This window comes from Caecibacteroides pullorum, from assembly GCF_019239235.1.
GTDB lineage: Bacteria > Bacteroidota > Bacteroidia > Bacteroidales > Bacteroidaceae > Bacteroides > Bacteroides pullorum.
This window is the reverse complement of the sequence record NZ_JAAZTS010000006.1, coordinates 69,455-86,232: the sequence shown is the minus strand read 5'-3', so window position 1 is coordinate 86,232 and position 16,778 is coordinate 69,455. Positions and strand designations below refer to the sequence as shown.

Annotated in this window: 9 protein-coding genes; 7 read left to right on the top strand and 2 right to left on the bottom strand. The window is 53.1% G+C overall.

The window, feature by feature from the left end:
• The first annotated feature begins 3 nt into the window (after positions 1–3).
• Together HF894_RS06385 and secDF are read left to right on the top strand one after the other, a co-directional pair.
• On the top strand, positions 4–1,107 hold the full coding sequence (locus HF894_RS06385) for an endonuclease/exonuclease/phosphatase family protein (protein WP_204971485.1): 1,104 nt from the start codon (positions 4–6) through the stop codon (positions 1,105–1,107).
• A 132-nt stretch (positions 1,108–1,239) separates the two neighbouring features.
• Positions 1,240–4,233: a protein translocase subunit SecDF gene (gene secDF, locus HF894_RS06380; protein WP_204971484.1), complete on the top strand. Its 2,994-nt coding sequence runs from the start codon at positions 1,240–1,242 to the stop codon at positions 4,231–4,233.
• Between the two features lie 65 nt (positions 4,234–4,298).
• On the opposite strand, the gene HF894_RS06375 is transcribed toward secDF, so the two are convergent.
• Both HF894_RS06375 and HF894_RS06370 read right to left on the bottom strand, forming a co-directional pair.
• Positions 4,299–5,264: a sensor histidine kinase gene (locus HF894_RS06375; RefSeq protein WP_204971483.1), complete on the bottom strand. Its 966-nt coding sequence runs from the start codon at positions 5,262–5,264 to the stop codon at positions 4,299–4,301.
• Entirely contained in the window at positions 5,261–6,631 is a 1,371-nt protein-coding gene (locus HF894_RS06370; RefSeq protein WP_204971482.1) for a sigma-54-dependent transcriptional regulator, read from the bottom strand. The genes HF894_RS06375 and HF894_RS06370 overlap by 4 nt, the downstream gene beginning before the upstream one ends.
• A gap of 231 nt (positions 6,632–6,862) precedes the next feature.
• Here HF894_RS06370 and HF894_RS06365 point away from each other — a divergent pair, with 231 nt between their 5' ends.
• The 5 genes from HF894_RS06365 to HF894_RS06345 all read left to right on the top strand — a co-directional run bounded on the left by HF894_RS06365 (position 6,863) and on the right by HF894_RS06345 (position 16,766).
• Positions 6,863–8,293 (top strand): TolC family protein, encoded by a 1,431-nt coding sequence (locus tag HF894_RS06365; protein ID WP_246593158.1) that lies wholly within the window; start codon positions 6,863–6,865, stop codon positions 8,291–8,293.
• 54 nt (positions 8,294–8,347) lie between these two features.
• Positions 8,348–9,595 (top strand): efflux RND transporter periplasmic adaptor subunit, encoded by a 1,248-nt coding sequence (locus tag HF894_RS06360; protein ID WP_204971480.1) that lies wholly within the window; start codon positions 8,348–8,350, stop codon positions 9,593–9,595.
• Positions 9,596–9,666: 71 nt separating this feature from the next.
• Positions 9,667–12,063, top strand: a complete 2,397-nt coding sequence (locus tag HF894_RS06355) for an ABC transporter permease (RefSeq protein ID WP_204971479.1) — start codon at positions 9,667–9,669, stop codon at positions 12,061–12,063.
• A gap of 29 nt (positions 12,064–12,092) precedes the next feature.
• Positions 12,093–14,366, top strand: coding sequence for an ABC transporter permease (locus HF894_RS06350; protein ID WP_204971478.1), 2,274 nt, complete (start codon positions 12,093–12,095; stop codon positions 14,364–14,366).
• Between the two features lie 18 nt (positions 14,367–14,384).
• Positions 14,385–16,766, top strand: a complete 2,382-nt coding sequence (locus HF894_RS06345) for an ABC transporter permease (protein ID WP_204971477.1) — start codon at positions 14,385–14,387, stop codon at positions 16,764–16,766.
• Positions 16,767–16,778: the final 12 nt, after the last annotated feature.

Here is a 16,778-nt window from a genome sequence, read left to right as displayed (position 1 = left end):
CACATGAAACTTCTCCGAAATGTTGCAGCACTCACAATCGGAGCCGTGAATGCCGCTTTCACAGTGGCATTTCTGCTCACGGCCTACAGTCCTTATATTCAACCAGTCGAGCATCCGTTGCGATCCTGTCTGGGCCTGGCTTTCCCTATTTTCCTGATAGCAAACATCTGCTTTTTGTTTTTCTGGCTGATCATACGACACTACAAGCTGGCTCTATTGCCGTTGGCTGGAATGTTGCTGGCATATCCGCAGATACGCAGCTACATGCCCGTCAATTTCCATACCGACCACCTGCCGGAAGAAAGCCTGAAAATCCTTTCATACAATATCATGGGCTTTGACGGATGCACGAAAAAAGACGGGAAAAACCCTATACTCACCTATCTTCAAGAGAGCGGAGCTGACATTCTGTGCCTGCAGGAATATGCCACTTCCAACTCCAAACAACATCTGACACAGAAAGATATCGACCACGCCCTGAAAGATTATCCCTACCACCGTATCGACAAATTGGGAAATTCGCAAGCTACCACGAACCGCATAGCCTGTTACTCAAAATACCCCATCCTATCCACTCGCAAACTGGACTACAAAAGCAACTACAACGGCTCGGTCGTCTATGAACTGAAAATAGGGAAAGACACACTGACCCTCATCAACAACCATCTGGAGTCGAATAAACTGACCAAAGAAGACAAAGTCGTCTACGAAGACATGCTGGCCTCTCCCCAACGCGATAAAGTGGAAAGCGGTGCGCGCCTGCTGCTGGGAAAGCTGGCCGAAGCCTCAGCCCTGCGCGCCCCACAAGCCGATGCTATAGCTCAGGCTGTCGAACAGTCGAAATATTCCACTGTCATCGTCTGCGGCGACTTCAACGACACCCCCATCTCGTACACCCATCGCGTAGCCAGTCAAGGGCTGAACGATGCCTTCACCCAATCGGGACAAGGACTGGGCATTTCGTACAATCAGAACAAGTTCTATTTTCGCATTGACCATATCCTGACCAGCAAAAACCTGCAAACCTATAACTGCACAGTGGACAAAAGCATCAAAGATTCTGACCACTATCCCATCTGGTGTTACTTCACTTTCAAAGAGAAATAACAGCGTCAAGGCTTCTGAGATTTAAAAAAATAAGGCCACGAAGTAATATATTGTGAAAAAAGAACTATATTTGCAGCCTTGTAAATGCGTAGAAATTAATCAATAAAGTAATCATAATAAACTAAAAGTAACATGCAAAACAAAGGATTTGTAAAGGCTTTTGCCATACTGCTGACCTTGGTATGCGTGTTCTACTTATCGTTCTCTTTTGTTACCCGCCACTACACAAACAAAGCACGGGAGATAGCAAACGGAGATCCGAGAGTGGAGCAAAGCTACTTGGACTCACTGGCCAATGAAAAGGTTTGGTTATGGAACTGGAGCCTGAAAGATTGTAGAGAGATGGAAATTGGTTTAGGTCTGGACCTGAAGGGTGGTATGAACGTCATTTTGGAGGTGTCTGTACCTGATGTCATCAAAGCTTTGGCTGACAACAAGCAGGATGAGACATTCAACCAGGCATTGGCTACAGCCGCCAAGCAAGCTACTACCAGCCAAGATGACGTCATCACGCTTTTCATCAGAGAGTATCACCGTCTGGCTCCGGACGCTCCGCTCGCACAGCTGTTCGCTACCCAGCAACTGAAAGACAAAGTCAATCAGAAGTCGACTGACGCAGAAGTAGAAAAAGTACTGCGCGAAGAAGTAAAAGCCGCTGTAGACAATTCATATAATGTACTTCGTACCCGTATCGACCGCTTTGGTGTGGTTCAGCCCAACATCCAAAGTCTGGAAGACAAAATGGGACGTATCATGGTAGAACTTCCGGGTATCAAAGAACCTGAACGTGTAAGAAAATTGTTACAAGGTTCTGCAAATCTGGAATTCTGGGAAACTTACAACGCCAACGAAATCGCTCCTTATATGCAGTCGGCCGATGCCAAGCTGCGCAGCCTGCTGGCCGCCAACGACACGACCAATACAGCCGCTGCCATCGACACAACTGCTGCCGTTGCCGCAACAAGCGCAACCGACAGTCTTGCAGCTGCTCTGAAAGGTGAAAGCACTGCTGCACAGGAAGCTGACCTGGCTCAGTACAAGAAAGATCACCCACTGCTTGCTATTCTGCAAGTAAATCCCAATGTTGGTCCGATTGCAGCCTATGCGCTGGCTAAGGATACAGCTGAGGTGAACCGCTACCTGGCTATGCCCGAAATACAAGCCGAGTTCCCGAAAGATCTCCGCCTGAAATGGGGTGTATCCGCCGCTTCTTTCGATCCCAAGAAACAAACCTTCGAACTGTATGCCATCCGGGCCACCGAGCGTAATGGTCGTGCTCCATTGGAAGGCGATGTTATTGTAGACGCCAAGGACGACTTCGACCAATATGGTAAGCCGTCTGTAAGTATGTCTATGAATACCGACGGTGCACGCCGCTGGGCACAGCTGACCAAGAAAGTGGCTGTTACGCAAGGTTGCATCGCCATCGTATTGGACGGTTACGTATATTCTGCTCCGACTGTATCGAATGAAATCACCGGCGGTAACTCACAAATCACCGGCCATTTCACTCCCGAAGAAGCCAAAGACTTGGCCAACGTGCTGAAGTCCGGTAAGATGCCTGCCCCGGCTCACATTGTTCAGGAAGATATTGTAGGACCGTCACTGGGTCAGGAGTCTATCGAAGCCGGTATCATTTCCTGCATCGTCGCCTTCATCCTGCTGATGGTATACGTGTGCTCCATGTACGGTTTCACAGCCGGTATGGTTGCCAATGGCGCCCTGCTGCTCAACTTCTTCTTCACCCTCGGTATCCTTTCTTCCTTCCAGGCCGCATTGACCATGTCCGGTATCGCCGGTTTGGTATTGTCACTGGGTATGGCCGTGGATGCCAACGTGTTGATTTTCGAACGTACCAAGGAAGAACTTCGTTTAGGCAAGAAAGTGAAAGATGCCTTGAAAGACGGTTATTCCAACGCCTTCTCCGCCATCTTTGACTCCAACTTTACGTCTATCATCACCGGTGTCATTCTGTTCTACTTCGGAACGGGTCCTATCCGCGGATTTGCCACGACGTTAATTATCGGTATCGCCATTTCGTTCTTTACCGCCGTGTTTATAACCCGTCTCGTGTTCGAGCATTTCATGAACAAAGACAAGTGGTTGAACCTTACGTTTGAGACTCCTCTGTCCAAAGGCGTGCTGCAAGATACGAAGTACAACTTCATGAAGTATAATAAGACATGGCTTTCCAGCGGATTGATAATCGTCCTGATTTGTGTAGGCTTCCTCTTCGTTCGAGGCTTGAGTCAAAGTATTGACTTCACTGGTGGCCGCAATTATCAGGTGCGCTTTGAACAGTCCATCGAGCCCGAACAAGTGCGCGAACTCATAGAAGGCCAATTCGAGGATGCCAACGTAACGGTTATCGCCATCGGCACCGATGGTAAGACAGTGCGTATCAGCACCAACTACCGCATCAACGAAGAAGGCAATAACGTAGACTCTGAAATCGAAGCCAAGCTGTATGAAGTATTGAAGCCGTTGCTCACGAAGAATATCTCGTTGGAGACCTTCATCGACCGCGACAATCACACGGGCGGCAGTATCATCAGTTCGCAGAAAGTAGGTCCGAGCATTGCGGATGACCTTAAGGTAGCAGCCGTATGGGCCGTTATCTTTGCCGTGCTGGGTATCGGTCTTTACATTCTCTTCCGCTTCCGCAACATCGCTTACAGTGTAGGTTCCATTGCAGCATTGACATTCGACACGATTTTGATATTGGGTGTTTACTCCATGTTCTGGAACATTCTTCCGTTCTCCATGGAGATTGACCAGACCTTTATCGGTGCCATTCTGACTGCTATCGGTTATTCTATCAACGATAAGGTGGTTATCTTCGACCGTGTACGCGAATACTTCCACCTCTATCCCAAGCGCAGTACATTCCAGTTGTTCAACGATTCACTGAACTCTACGCTGACCCGTACGTTGTTCACCGGTTCGTCTACGTTGATTGTGCTGGTTGTAATCTTTATCTTGGGTGGAGAAAGCATCCGCAGCTTCTCGTTCGCCATGATTTTGGGTGTCGTATTCGGAACCTTCTCCTCTTTGTTCATCGCTTCGCCGATTGCTTACAAGCTGATGAAAAAGAATGCTGCAGCACCGGAGGACTCTAAGAAATAAGCAAATTATTTCTAAATATCAGAAAGAACGGGGACACTCTGCGAAAGAGTATCCCCGTTCTTTTTTCATCCGAACAGGAGGGTGAAACAGGAGCCCTGCCCCACGGCAGACTGCACCGTGATATTCCCGCCATGACGGTTCATGATTTGTTTACACAAGCTCAGTCCGATGCCCTGCCCACCGGATTTAGTGGTAAAGAAAGGAACAAAAACTTTGTCCAACACCTCAGGTAAAATTCCCTCACCGTTGTCACTGACCGCAATGCGGCATTGCCACGACTGTACAGGCAGCACTTTAATCTCAATTAAAGGATGCTCACACTTGGCACATGCCTCACGCGCATTCTTTATCAAATTGATAAGCACCTGTTCAATCTGTGTACGATCTATCTGCAAAGTACGGTCTTCGGTCGGGAGTTCGATGTGGATGTAGTCCTCAGGAAAGAGCTTGCGCAGGTCCAGCAACAACTCAGTAAGTAATACCGGACGACGCACGGGAGCGGGCAGGCGAGTCAGTTTGCGATAATTCTCTACGAACTCCAACAAGCCCTTGCTACGCCGGTGGATGGTCTGCATACCCTGATACATCAGGCTGTAACTACGCTCGTCTACCTCACGTTCGCACAGCGTCTCGGACAGGGAAATGATGGGCGTCAGCGAATTCATGATTTCGTGTGTCAGCACACGTATCAACTTCTGCCAGGCAGCCATCTCGTTGTGTTCCAACACGTGGGTACGGAAGTTCCGCATGGCTTCACACAACTCGTCCACCATCTGCTCCATCGAACGGTTGCGATAAGGGGAGCGAAAAGAGAGCATCATGTCATCGAAACGCAGGCTTTCGGCCAGGTGACGCATCATGCGTATCTGGACCATCTGCATACGGTAGAGGTTGAAACCTACAGCTACCAACACAAGAAACACCATCAGGGCACTGAACCACAGCTCCCTGACAGCCAACAAGTAGACGCCTACCGCCAGCAGAGCGATGGCAAGAACGTGAAGAACAACGATGAATGAATAGCGTCTCATAAGCCTAACTTTTCAATTTTTCGGTATAGGGCAAACCGCGTAATACCCAAGTATTCGGCCGCCTTCGTCATGTTTCCCTCGCTCAGACGCATGGCACGCTCCACAGCCTGCCGTTCCAATTGTTCCAAGTTGAGCACTTCCTTTTCCTCCTTATGCGGACGAGCGACAGAAGAGGCCTGAAATACGAAGTTCTCGGGGCGGAGCAAGGAACCATCGCCCAGGATGACGGCGCGCTCCATCGTATGTTGCAGCTCGCGCACGTTACCCGGCCAAGCATATTTCAATAGCTTGTTCTTGGCCTCGCGCGTCAGACCACGCATCTCCTTCCGGTACTTGCGGGCATAACGTTGCAGGAAGTGATCGGCCAATAGCAAGATGTCGTTGCCTCGCTCGCGCAAAGGCGGAATGTGTAGTTCAATGGTATTGATGCGGTAGAGCAAATCCTGCCGGAAACGCCCTTCCTCCACCATTCGTCGGATGTCGGCATTGGTGGCGCAGATGAGCCGCACGTCGATGGGCGTACTCTGTGTACTGCCCAACCGACTGATTTGTCGCTTCTCGATGGCGGTGAGCAACTTGGCCTGCATAGGCAGAGAGAGGTTACCTATCTCGTCGAGAAACAGCGTACCGCCTGTGGCTACTTCCATACGTCCTGCCTTGGCCTTGCGGGCATCGGTAAAGGCGCCTTTCTCGTAGCCAAACAACTCGCTTTCGAACAGTTGTTCGGGGATACTACCCAAGTCGATGGTGACGAAAGGCTTTCCCGAGCGAGGTGAATGGCGGTAGAGCAGGCGGGCGATGATGTCTTTTCCCGTACCGTTCTCACCAAGAATCAGGATGTTAGCATCCGTGTCGCGCAGCTTCTCCACCGTATCAAAGATGGCCCGCATGGCATCCGATTCGCCGATGATGCGTTCGTCGGCATTGCCGTCGCTCAGGGCTTCCACCTGCTCCTTCAGCAGGTTTACTTCGCGTTGCGAGCGGCGCAGCTTCATACCCGAAGACAACGTGGCCAGCAGCTTTTCCTTCTCCCACGGTTTGGGAATGAAGTCCGTAGCTCCCGCTTTGATGGCCCGTACAGCCTTGTCGGTGTCCGAATAGGCGGTCATGAAGATAACCACCGCCTGCGGGTCTATGTGCAAGATTTGCTTCAGACAGTCGAAGCCTTCCTGTCCGCTCACCACATCGCGGCTGAAGTTCATATCCAGTAGCACGACATCCGGCTGAAAGGTCGTCATGAAATATTCCAGCCGCTCAGGACCGGTGATGACCTTTATCTTCTCGGCGTAAGGCTCAAGCAGTAAATTGAGGGCGAAGAGTACATCTTCGTTGTCATCTACAATCAATATCTTACCAAATTTCTCCATAATCATGATACATTGTGTGTCGGGACAAAGATACGTATAATATCCGTGTGCTGTACGTGCGCTTCCGCACTATTTTTGTGCGATAGTGCACGTAAGCCCCCACAGAATATTTCGCTTAATTACTGGTCAACAGTCAGTTAACCATTTGGCACGGATTTTGATATCTATTTATAAAATAATGGAAAAACTATGTTCAAACGTATCCTTTTACTGATAGCGGCCACTTGCGGCATGGGGACAGTCCTCCACGCCCAGGAGGCCCTGGAACTGACCCTGCAACAGACTATCCACCATGCGCAGGAAAAGTCGCCCGATGCACAGAGTGCCCGCCACAGCTTCCGTTCCTCCTACTGGAACTATCGCTACTACCGAGCCAACTACCTGCCCAACCTGACGCTGACGTCCAACCCCTACCTGGATCGCGCCATCAACAAGGTGACAATGGGCGACGGCAGTGTGAAGTTTGTGGAACAGAATCTGCTCGCCAGTGACCTGACCCTGAGCCTGACGCAAAATGTACCCTGGACAGGCGGTACCTTCTTCGTGGAGACCTCGGCCCAACGCATCGACCTCTTCAGCGACGATAGTCACTCTTACCAGACATCACCCGTCAACATCGGCTATCGTCAGTCACTCTTCGGCTACAACTCGCTGAAGTGGGACCGCCGCATCGAACCCGTGCGCTATCGCGAGGCGCGCAAACGTTACGTCGAAACGCTAGAACTGGTGGCGGCTGCTGCCACACAGAAGTTCTTCGCCCTGGCTACGGCACAGAGCAACTACGAGATAGCCAGCACCAACTACGCCAATGCCGACACACTGTATATGTATGCACGCGGCCGCTACGACATCGGCACCATCAGCGAGAACGAGATGCTGCAACTCGAAATCAACAAGCTCACTGAGGAGACCAACCGCATGAACGCCCGCATCGAAGTGGACAACGCCATGCAGGAACTCCGTTCGTACCTGGGCATCCAGCAGGACGTGGAACTGAAGGTCCGAATTGAGGACTTTGTGCCCGATCTTCAAATCGACCTCAACGAGGCGCTGCTGCTGGCCGCCCAGAACAGCCCCGACATCGAGAACATGCAGCGCCGCAAGTTGGAAAGTGAAAGCACCGTGTCCCAGGCTCGTGCCAACGCCGGCCTAAAAGCCGACATCTACCTGCGATTCGGCCTGACGCAGACAGCCGACCGCTGGAAAAACGCCTGGCGCAACCCCATGGATCAGCAATACGTCAGCCTCGGCATCTCGCTGCCTATCCTCGACTGGGGGCGTGGCAAGGGCCAAGTACGCGTAGCCAAGAGCAACCGCGACCTGGTACATACACAAGTGGAACAGGACAAGACTGATTTCGACCTGAACATCCGCAAACTGGTGAAGCAATTCAATCTGCAAGCCCAACGCGTACACATTGCCGCCCGTACAGACGCTACCGCACAGCGCCGTGCCGACGTAGCCCGCCGCCTCTACCTGCTGGGACAGTCTACCATCCTCGACCTCAATGCTTCCATTACCGAAAAAGATTCTGCCCGCCGCAATTATGTGACAGCCCTCTACGACTATTGGAGCCTGTACTACACCCTGCGCAGCCTTACGCTCTACGACTTTGGGCAGGACCAACCGTTGGAGGAAGATCTGGAACGACTTATCAAATAAATTCTCACTACAAAATACTATCCCATTATCAATTTTCAATTATCAATTAATAAAATGGATATCAAACTCGAAAAGAAACCCTGGTACATCCGTTACCGTTACTATCTGGCAGGCGGAGTGGTATTTGCCACCTTCCTGATTTATGTCATCATTCTCTCGGCCGGACCGCGCAAGCTGCGTATCGATCCCGAGAGCCTGCAAATGGCTGAAGTGAAGAACGACAAATTCATGGAATATGTCGACGTCGAAGGACTCGTGCAGCCCATCCTCACCATCAAGGTCAACGCCCGTGAGGCAGGTAGTGTGAGCCGCATTGTGGGCGAAGAAGGCAACATGATGAAGAAAGGCGATACCATCCTCGTGCTGGAGAATCTCGACCTGCTGCGCACCATCGAAGACCAGCGCGACGAGTGGGAGAAACAGCTCATCACCTACCGCGAAAAGGAAATCGAAATGGAACAACAAAGCCTCACCCTACAGCAGCAAGCCCTGCAAACTGACTACGAACTGGAGAAGCTGCGCAAGAGTTTTGAACTGGAGAAAGAAGAGTTTCGCATGGGTATCAAGAGCAAGGCTCAGCTCCAAGTCTCCGAAGACGAGTACCGCTACAAGGAAAAGACAGCCCGCCTGCAACGCCAGAGCCTGCGCCACGATTCGGCTGTCTCCATCATCCGCCGCGACCTGCTGCTGAACGACCGCGACCGTGAACAGAAGAAGTACGAACGTTCGCGTCAACGCCTGAACGACCTGGTAGTATGCGCCCCCATCAGCGGGCAGCTCAGCTTCGTCAGCGTGACGCCTGGCCAGCAGGTACAGTCCGGCGAAAGCATCGGCGAAATCAAGGTACTCGACCAGTTCAAGGTACATACCTCGCTCAGCGAATACTACATCGACCGTATCACCACCGGCCTGCCCGCCACCATCCTTTATCAGGGAAAGCGCTATCCGCTGAAGATCACCAAAGTGGTGCCCGAAGTGAAGGACCGCATGTTCGACGTCGACCTCGTTTTCACTGCCGACATGCCCGACAACGTCCGCGTGGGCAAGAGCTTCCGCGTACAGATCGAACTGGGGCAGCCCGAAGATGCCCTCGTCATTCCCCGCGGCAATTTCTACCAGGCTACGGGTGGGCAGTGGATCTACAAGCTGAACAAGGACAAGACGCGTGCCGTGCGCGTGCCTCTCACCATCGGCCGACAGAACCCACAACAGTACGAAGTTACCGACGGCCTCCAGCCTGGCGACTGGGTAATTACAACCGGATACGATAACTTTGGCGATGCCGAGGAGCTGGTGTTGTAAACGGGACATACCTTTTCGATTTTGACACTTTTCAGAAAAAGGACTATAAGAAGAATATTGCAGAATAGAATATGATACTACATTACCTTACACTTGCCATCAGAAACCTGCTGAAATACAGAACGCAGAATATCATTTCCATCATCGGACTGGCCGTGGGCCTGTTCAGCTTCTGCGTCTGCCTGTATTGCAGCCGTTTCATACAGTCTACCAACCATTGTTTCGACAATTACAAGCGGATTGTACTGGTTAGTTTGTATGATAGCGAACAGAACCATTATTTCTCCGGCACACCCGCACCGCTCTGCGAGGACATGCACGGCTGGGCAAAGGGGGTAGAGGCCCTTTCGTTTGTCACCTATCCCCGCCAAATGCCCTTCGACATCGAGGTAAGGCCAGGCAAGACCTTGCCCTACGAGCTGAAGCGGATGGAGACGGACAGCCTCTATGCCCGCATCTTCACGCCCCGCATCGTGGCCGGAAGCTGGCAGACGGCCAGCCATACGCCCAACGCGCTGGTGATGAGCCGTTCGACAGCTGTCCGCATCTTCGGCAGCGAGGCCGAAGCCATCGGAAAGACGTGTGTCATGACCCGCCGGCTGCCCACTTCGCCGTCGACCACTCCCCGCGACGGAGGCATCACCTATACCGTGCAGGCCGTCATGGACGACACGCCGCTCAACAATTCCCTCCACTTCATGGAGACGATGGACATGCTGGTGCTGAACGACAGCGAAGGCCTGCTGCAAAGCAACAGACGCCACGAGATGACGGGAGGCAACACATTTGCCCTGCTGGCACCCGATGCCGACATCCGTCAGTTGGAAGAGCAGTTCATGCAGCGCGACTACCGCTGGCGGCTGTACGACAGGGACTATGAAGCACAAGTATTTCCCATCGGCCGCTTTCCCTACGAGCACAGGCAACTGTCCGTCACCAGCTGGATTACAGGCACCATGGGACTGCTCATCCTGCTGGTGGGTCTGCTCAACTTCTTCCATTTCCTGATCGGTTCCTACTTCAACCGCACGAAAGAGTTCAGCGTGATGAAGGTGAACGGATGCAGCGGCGGGCAGCTCTTTACCCTGCTCTTCGTACAATCCTTGCTGGTGGTACTGGCAGCCTCGCTGCTGATGCTTTGGGGCATCGAAGTGACCGACGGACGGCTGGACTATTCCGTCGAATTCATGTCGATGACGTTCAGCAAGTCGCTGCTCATGCGTCATGCCGTCCAATACATCGGGTTGCTGGTACTGCTTTGCGCAGGTATCTGCCTGGTGGCCACGCTGCGCATCCGCCGCATATCGGTGCAGGACGGACTTGGCGGCGGACGGCGCAGACGGCAGAGCCATCGGGGGCGCAACTTCATGCTGGGGGTACAGTTCTTTCTCTGCTGGCTGTTTGTCGCGCTGTCAGCAGCCCTCTACCTGCAGTCCGAGAAGACAAGCGGCACCCTGCTGCACACCCTCTCCATGCAGGAGAAGGCTTCCATCCTCAGCATCCCGCTGGATTACTCCTGCCTGAACAATGCGGAAAAGCAGAGCCTGGTCGGCCGCTTCAAGAGCCTGGCTGCAGTGAAAGATGCCCTGCTGGCAGACGTCAGTTATCTGGGAGGTTCGTCGGGCAACCTGATGATGACCGAGAAAGGCAACGACAACTCATGGATAGAAGTTGAGGTGATGCGTGTCCCCGCCAATTTCTTCTCCTTCATGAATATCCCGCTGGAGCAGGGACGCGCTCCGAAGACGGAAGCCGACATCGTGGCCGACCGTACCTGGCAGCAACGGATGGAGAAAGACATACTGGGGATGCCTCTTTACGACTCGCAACGCGACTATAGCGTATGCGGCATCTGTGCGCCTTTCCAGACCGACACCTATTCGAAGAGCATCGGTTACGTCTTCCTCCCTTACAATCCGTCCGACTACATCGGTCACTGCTATCTGAAGTGCCACAGTGGCCAGGTACAGGAAGTCCAGGCGCGGGTGGAGCAACTGCTCCGTGAGGCTTTGCCCGAAAGCGTGCCTGTGCGGGTAGGCACGCTGCTCGACGACATCCACGACCGTCAGCCGCTGGAATACACGATGAAGAACATCGTGCTGTTCTTTGCCGTGGTCAGCATCCTCATCACGCTGCTGGGCGTCTATTCGAGTATCACGCTCGACACCGAACGCCGGCAGAAGGAGGTAGCCATCCGCAAGGTGAACGGAGCGGGAGTGCCGCAGATCATGCTGCTCTTCGCCCGCCTGTACATCGTGCTGCTGGCCGTCAGTGCCCTGCTGGCCTTCCCGCTGGTCGGATTCGCACTGCAGCAATGGAAGCGGATGTACATCGTGTTTTTCGACTGCGGTTTCTTCTATTGGGCCAGCGTATTTGTTCTGGTGGCAGCTGTTACGGCGCTGACGGTTATCTTCCGCATCCTGCGTACGGCGCGACAGAATCCGGCGGAGGTGATAAAGAGAGAATGATAAACACAGAATAAATAATGATACAAAGAATGATACTACATTACCTGAAAGTGGCTGCCCGCAGCCTGATGAAATACAAGATGCAGAGCCTGATATCGGCTCTCTGCCTGGCTGCCGGCATTGTATGCTTCAGCTATACCTATCAGTTTGTGGAGACGGTAGCCCCCACCGACCACCGTCCCCACTACGACCGCCGGTTGAATCTTTCGTTGGCAAACAACTGGGCGTTTTCCATCAACCAGATTACCCGTATGGAGGAAGAACTCCGGCATGCGGGTGTAGAGGCTGTGACAGCCTATTCCAAAGGATTGCATACCCGGGAAGTGGTATTCTTCGACCCGGAAGGGCGGGAGCGTCCTTTCCTGGTCCGTTATCGCAATGCCGATGCCTATTACTATACCTACAACGGCATTTCGATAACGGGGGCAACGAATGAATTCGGACCTACGGACGTCGTGCTGTCCGAAGCCTTTGCCCGGAAAGCTTTTGGTAACACCGATCCGACAGGCATGACCTTGCGCGTCGTCAACGACCAGTCGGGCCAATTGTTCAAGGTAGCAGGTGTGGCCACGGGGAAAGATCCGAATACGGTTCCCGACTGTTACTTTCCTGTAACAAAGCCGTCAGACAACCATATCCTGTACGCCAGTTGCTACCGGCCCGAAAATATGGACCTGAACAGCTTCCGAGCCTTGATGGAAAAGATTGCCTGGCCCGATTCGCAAGGCAAACCGATAAAGTTTCAAGTCGAGTCGGAGAGCAGCCAGCACAGGCAGACCTTGCTTGCCAAGCTGTTGTTTCTGCTGGTCGTCTCCCTCATTCTGGTGTCTGGACTGATCAACTTCCTGAAGTTCACCATCCAAATGTTCTTCAACCGCCAGCGCGAACTGGCCTTGCGCAAGTGTCTGGGTTCCGATACCAAAGGCCTGTATGGCCTGCTTGCGTCGGAAGTCATCCTGATGATGACGGCTGCCCTGCTTCTTTCGTTCCTGCTGACGGAATGGACATTCGGTCTGGCATACAGCCTTCTGCCCATGGACGAAGTTCCCGATATCCGTTTGCAGGATGTCTATCTGACCCAACTGAAGGTTTACCTGGTCGTCGTGGCGGTCTGCCTGCTCATTGTCAGCTTCCCGCTGCGTAAGCTGCGTCAGGTATCCCTGTATGCCTTCCTCCAGCAGAGCCGCAAGAGGCACACGTTCCGCAATGCGATGATTGGTCTGCAACTGGTCATCTCCATGTTCTTTGCGGGTGGTGTCGCACTGACCTGGCTCGCATCGAACGAATTGCTGTTCGACAAGATGTACAATCCTTTGTCCGAAGGAGAACAGGAACGGATTGTGGTGCTTCCCCTGAAGACCCAATACCTGGAAAACAACATACAACCCATTCTGACAGAGGTACGCAAGATGCCCGAAGTGGAAGACATCATCAGTTATTGCATTTCCAACCCAATCAATTTCCACGTTTACACCGAATACGAACGTAAGGACAAGAGCATAGCCCGTATCGTCATGTCCAGCGGCAGTCCCCGTTACTTCCGTTTCTTCCATATACCGATGCAAGGGAAGGTAGTCCCCGATGATGCTTCAGGCGAGGTTTATGTAAGCGAAGCCTTCAAGCGGCTGCTGGATGCCGACGGCAATGCGGGAACTGTCCGCCTGGATAACAAGGATTATCGGATAGCAGGCATTTACAAGGCATTGTTCAACGAGGTGGAAGACCCCAAATACACGGGTTCTGTTTTTATGCCCAGTACCGATGCACAACTCTATTATATAAAGGTAACCGAAGCGACCGACCTGCCTGCCTTCCTGAAGCGGCTGGACGACCTGTGCCGCGAATTTGTACCGTCCACCCTGCCGATTGACCTGATGATGTTGGATGAGTCCGACGAAGGTCTGAATATCATCAAGACCATGCGCGTGGCCATGTCGGTACTGGCAGTTGTCAGCCTGCTGTTAGTGGTACTCAGTATTTTCTCCGCCATCTCCATGGACACGGTAGCCCGCCTGAAGGAAGTGGCCATCCGCAAAATCAACGGAGCCACTCCGAGAAACATTGCCTGGATGTTCGGCAAGGTTTACATCCTGCTGTTTGCCTTCACTTTCCTGCTGGTCTATCCGCTGCTTTTCCTCTCCATGAAAACGGTGCTGGGCCGTTATACCCTGGACTGCATTTATCGTTGGGAATGGCCCTTGCTGATGTTCATTTCGGTAGGCAGTCTGGTAGTCGTTACCTTAGGTATGAAGATTTGGCAAGTCATGAGACTCAATCCGGCGGAGGTGATAAAGAGAGAATGATAATTAAAAAACAAAGATATGATACTACACTACCTGAAAATCGCCTGGCGCAACCTGCTGAAATACCGCACACAGAGCGTCGTCAGCATCCTGGGACTGGCTGTGGGCCTGGCCTGCTTTGCCCTTTCAGCCTTCTGGGTGCATTACGAGATGACTTATGACAGTTTTCACCGCGATGCCGACCGCCTGTATCTGGTCGGGGTGAACGATGACAGTTTCGGAGGCTCCTCCGCAAGCTACACGCCCCAAGCGCTGGGCCGTTACCTGAAAGAACACTATTCGGAGATTGAGGACTATTGTCTGTTTGAAACAAGTATGCTTTTTGTCGTAAAAGACAACCGGATGCTGGAGCTTCCCATGCTCATGCCCGACACAACCGCCCTGCGTATGCTGGATATCCGGACGCTGGACGGTGACGAGAGTTTCCTCCGCTCCGCCGGTGCGGCAGGCAACCGTATCGCCATTACTGAGAAAACCGCACGCCTGCTGTTCGGTACAACGGATGTCATCGGCCAGACTGTGACCGACGCCAACTGGAACAAGGAATACACCATCGGCTCTGTCGTGAGCGACTGGGGAGTACACACCAATTTCCCCTACGCCTTCCTGGGAAACGGAAGCAGCCGGGCAGGCTGGGACGACTACACCTACCGGACGCTTGTCAAGGTGAAGCCGGGTACGGATGTCTCCCGTCTGCTGGAGAAGATGAATGCCCACTTCCCCGAAGAGCTGACCAAAAGCAAGTACCGGGCAACTACAGGACTGACCCGTTTCTATCTGGAACCGCTGACGGGTCTTCGTGCCACGGAGGGCTTTATCCTCAAAAACAATCAGACGGTGCAGTTCCGTTACATCACCTGGTTTGCCGCCGTGGGTGTGCTCATCATCGTCTGTGCCTTCCTCAATTACCTGACCATCTACGCCGACCGCTTCCGTACGCGTCGCAGGGAAATGGCTTTGCGGCAAATCTGCGGAGCAGGCCTGCGTTCACTGGTGGCCCTGCTCTGCACCGACTTTCTGCTCACCGTGCTGGCCTCGCTGGTAGTGGGCATGGTGCTGGTGGAATTGCTGATGCCGGCTTTCCTGCGCTATTCTCTCATTCAGGACGCCGATTTCTCGGTCTATCGTTCGGCGCTGCTCTACATTACGTGCGTCTCGGCAGTCATGATGGCTGTTGTCGTCCTGTCGGTGTGGCTGTTCCAGAAGCGGTCGTTGCACGGAAACATCCACACGGGTAACGCCCTCTCGGGCACGGTCTGGCGCAAGGGAAGTGTCGTCCTTCAGCTGACGGTCTGCCTGGCCTTCATCTTCTGTACGGTGGCCATGCAGATGCAGCTGCACCATTTGCGTAGTGTGGATACAGGGCTGGACTATCGCGGACGGGCGGCCATGAGCATCTGGACGGATGTGGATATGAACGTATGGGCCGAGAAAATCAAGGCCTTGCTTATGGTGACGGAAGTGGTACGCCCGGCCTATTGGCCGCTGCTGGGCGAGGGGGCCTATTCGTCGTACCAGATAGATGGATACACGGGCATGGAAGGCCGGCTGGAGCAACCTTTGACTTTCGACGAAGTGCTGGCCGGTGAAGAGTTCTTCCGTTTCTACGACATGCAGCTGCTGGCCGGTGAATGGGTATCGGCCAAGTCGGAGTACCGGCAGGTGAACATCATGGAGAGTACGGCCCGCCGCATGGGTTGGAGTCCCGAAGAGGCAGTGGGCAAGCAGCTGTTCTTCGTCAACCGCAAAGTGGAGCCGATGACCGTCATCGGCGTGCTGAAGGACTGTGCCTACAAGTCGCCCACCGCCGAACTGCCCAACACGGTATTTGTCAACACTGACCGGATGGAGTGGATGCATGCCCGTTGCTTCGTCCTCTTCAAATACCGTCCGGGTACGTGGGACGAATGTCGCCGTTGCATCGAGGAGATGCAGCGTGCCGAACTGCCCGACCGCAAGCTCTTCCTCTTCAGCGAGGAAGAACGCTACAACGACTACTTGAAGTCGGAAGACGCCCTGTCATCGCTGCTCGGGTTCTCGTCGGTGGTGTGCATCCTCATCTCCATCTTCGGCATCTACTCGCTGGTGACGCTGGCCTGCGAACGGCGCCGCAAGGAGATTGCCATCCGCAAAGTGAACGGTGCCACGGTGAGAGACATCCTCGCCCTGTTCTTCCGCGAATATGCCCTGCTGTTGGTCGTTTCCTCGCTGATCGCTTTCCCCGCCGCCTGGTGGGCGATGAAGCGCTGGATAGAGAATTATAACCGTCAGGTGGAAATCGGCGTACTACCATTTCTGCTTATCTTTGCCGGCATTGCCGTCTGTGTGGCTGCCAGCATCGGTCACCGCATCTGGAAGACGGCGAACGAGAATCCGGCTGAAGTGATAAAGAGTGAATAATAAGAAAGATAA

Excerpts from the sequence above, each read along its gene's own strand:
- HF894_RS06385 (WP_204971485.1), top strand. The coding sequence starts at position 4 with ATGAAACTTCTCCGAAATGTTGCAGCACTCACAATCGGAGCCGTGAAT.
- secDF (WP_204971484.1), top strand. The coding sequence starts at position 1,240 with ATGCAAAACAAAGGATTTGTAAAGGCTTTTGCCATACTGCTGACCTTG.
- HF894_RS06375 (WP_204971483.1), bottom strand. The coding sequence starts at position 5,264 with ATGAGACGCTATTCATTCATCGTTGTTCTTCACGTTCTTGCCATCGCT.
- HF894_RS06370 (WP_204971482.1), bottom strand. The coding sequence starts at position 6,631 with ATGGAGAAATTTGGTAAGATATTGATTGTAGATGACAACGAAGATGTA.
- HF894_RS06365 (WP_246593158.1), top strand. The coding sequence starts at position 6,863 with ATGGGGACAGTCCTCCACGCCCAGGAGGCCCTGGAACTGACCCTGCAA.
- HF894_RS06360 (WP_204971480.1), top strand. The coding sequence starts at position 8,348 with ATGGATATCAAACTCGAAAAGAAACCCTGGTACATCCGTTACCGTTAC.
- HF894_RS06355 (WP_204971479.1), top strand. The coding sequence starts at position 9,667 with ATGATACTACATTACCTTACACTTGCCATCAGAAACCTGCTGAAATAC.
- HF894_RS06350 (WP_204971478.1), top strand. The coding sequence starts at position 12,093 with ATGATACTACATTACCTGAAAGTGGCTGCCCGCAGCCTGATGAAATAC.
- HF894_RS06345 (WP_204971477.1), top strand. The coding sequence starts at position 14,385 with ATGATACTACACTACCTGAAAATCGCCTGGCGCAACCTGCTGAAATAC.